The following is a 1,617-nucleotide window of genomic DNA, read 5'->3' on the forward strand; positions in this document are numbered from 1 at the left end:
TGCGGGCGCAGTCCTCGCAGACGTCGGCGCACTCGGCGCAGGTATGCTTGTGGTGTGCGGTCCCCAACAGCATGAAGTGCGCCGAGGTCCGGCAGATTTCGGCGCAGGCGAGCATCAGCCGGAAGTGTTCGGGCTCGACGTGCTTGCCGCCGGCCGGGAGGCAGTGGTTCGAGGCCATGCTGAGGCAGGTCTGGTAGCAGCGTAGGCACTCGTCGATGCAGGACTGCATCTCGCTCGACATCTGGTGCATTCAGGTTCTCCGTCTATCCATCGCAAGGTTTGCGGCACGACTGGAATGCTGACTCAGTATCAGATAAGTCAGACCGTCATTACCCTAATATAGAACTCACGGGATACAGATGCGTTCTGAAATAAATACTCTGAAGCATCACGTATTCGGGAGGGCCGCCTGCGCGCGGACGCGACCGCTCAGTTGGTGCCGCGCTTCCTGAGGAAGGCCTCCATCTGGGCGATCTCAACGTCCTGAGCCTTGATGATCTCCTCAGCCAGCTTCCGGATCTCGGGGTCCTTGGAATGCTGGAGGGCGACCTTGGCCATCCCGACGGCGCCCTTGTGGTGGGGAATCATGCCGCGCACGAAATCGACGTCGACGTCGTTCGAGTAGCGGATGTCCATGTTCCGGTGCATCTCGGCATCGACGTCCCGGAACGCCTTCGTGGCCGGCGTGTCCGCTTTGTCCGCGGCAGCCATGGCGGCGTGGTCGTGACCGCCATGGCTGGCATGGTCGTGGGCCTCGTGCGCTAAGGCGATGCCCGAGAGGCCGAGGGCCAGGGCTCCGGCGGCGAGGGTCGAGGTCAGGGTCTTCATCGAGGAGGCTTCCTGGTGCGAGGGGTCAGTTGAACTTGCCGCTGGCGGTCGCGCCGTCGGGACCAGTGAGTTGCACGGCCCCCTTGGGGCTTTCGCCGAGGGCGACCGCGGCCCTGCCGGACAGGCGGTTGCCGTCGGCGGGCTCCAGGGGGACGCGGGTCGGCTTGCCGCCGACGACGAGGATGGCCGTGCCCTTGAAGCCGGAGGTCGGGACCGGCTTCTGGCCCTCGTCCAACAGGAACACGTCGACGGTCTCGCCCTTGGCGACGAGCTCGACGTGGAACTTGCCGGCGTCCGTCACCCGGCCGCCGTGCTGGCCGGAGGTCTCGTGGGCGTAGGCGGTGGTCGCGGCGAGCAGGCCGGCGACCAGGGTTACTCTGGGTAGGATCACGCTCTCGTCTCCTCTTGGGGGTCAGTAGGCCTCGGCCGGGCGCGGGCGCGCGCCGTCCGGGGATGGGTAGGCCGGCGCCTCGGCGTGCAGCGCACGCAGCCGCTCAAGCGGCCTGCGGCCGAAGCGCAGGAACAGGACGGGGGTCAGGAAGGTGTCGAGCAACGTCGCGCTGATCAGGCCGCCGAAGATCGTCACCGCGACCGGGTGCAGGATCTCCTTGCCCGGGCTCGCCGCGTCGTAGAGCAGCGGCAACAGCGCCACGCCGGCCGAGAGCGCCGTCATCAGCACCGGGGTCAGCCGTTCCAGACTGCCGCGCACGACGAGTTCGGGCCCGAACGGCACGCCCTCGTGCAGCGACAGGTTCAGGTAGTGGCTGATCTTGAGGATGCCGTTGCGGG

At 67.0% G+C, this 1,617-nt stretch carries 4 protein-coding genes; all 4 read right to left on the reverse strand.

The annotated features are described in order from the left end of the window. The coding region (locus AX737_RS11560) for a four-helix bundle copper-binding protein (RefSeq protein WP_066921457.1) at positions 1–250 on the reverse strand (250 nt) is incomplete at its 3' end. A 179-nt stretch (positions 251–429) separates the two neighbouring features. After that, a complete protein-coding gene (locus tag AX737_RS11565) occupies positions 430–828 on the reverse strand; it encodes a DUF305 domain-containing protein (protein ID WP_012752945.1) in 399 nt (132 codons plus the stop codon). A gap of 25 nt (positions 829–853) precedes the next feature. After that, positions 854–1,219, reverse strand: a complete 366-nt coding sequence (locus tag AX737_RS11570; RefSeq protein WP_066921459.1) for a hypothetical protein — start codon at positions 1,217–1,219, stop codon at positions 854–856. A gap of 21 nt (positions 1,220–1,240) precedes the next feature. Further along, positions 1,241–1,617, reverse strand: a 377-nt coding sequence (locus AX737_RS11575) for an efflux RND transporter permease subunit (protein WP_197430544.1), incomplete at its 5' end; no start/stop codon positions are given.

The sequence above is a fragment of the Methylobacterium sp. CCH5-D2 genome (genome assembly GCF_001556475.1).
Classification (GTDB): Bacteria; Pseudomonadota; Alphaproteobacteria; order Rhizobiales; family Beijerinckiaceae; genus Methylobacterium; species Methylobacterium hispanicum.

Excerpts from the sequence above, each read along its gene's own strand:
- AX737_RS11565 (WP_012752945.1), bottom strand. The coding sequence starts at position 828 with ATGAAGACCCTGACCTCGACCCTCGCCGCCGGAGCCCTGGCCCTCGGC.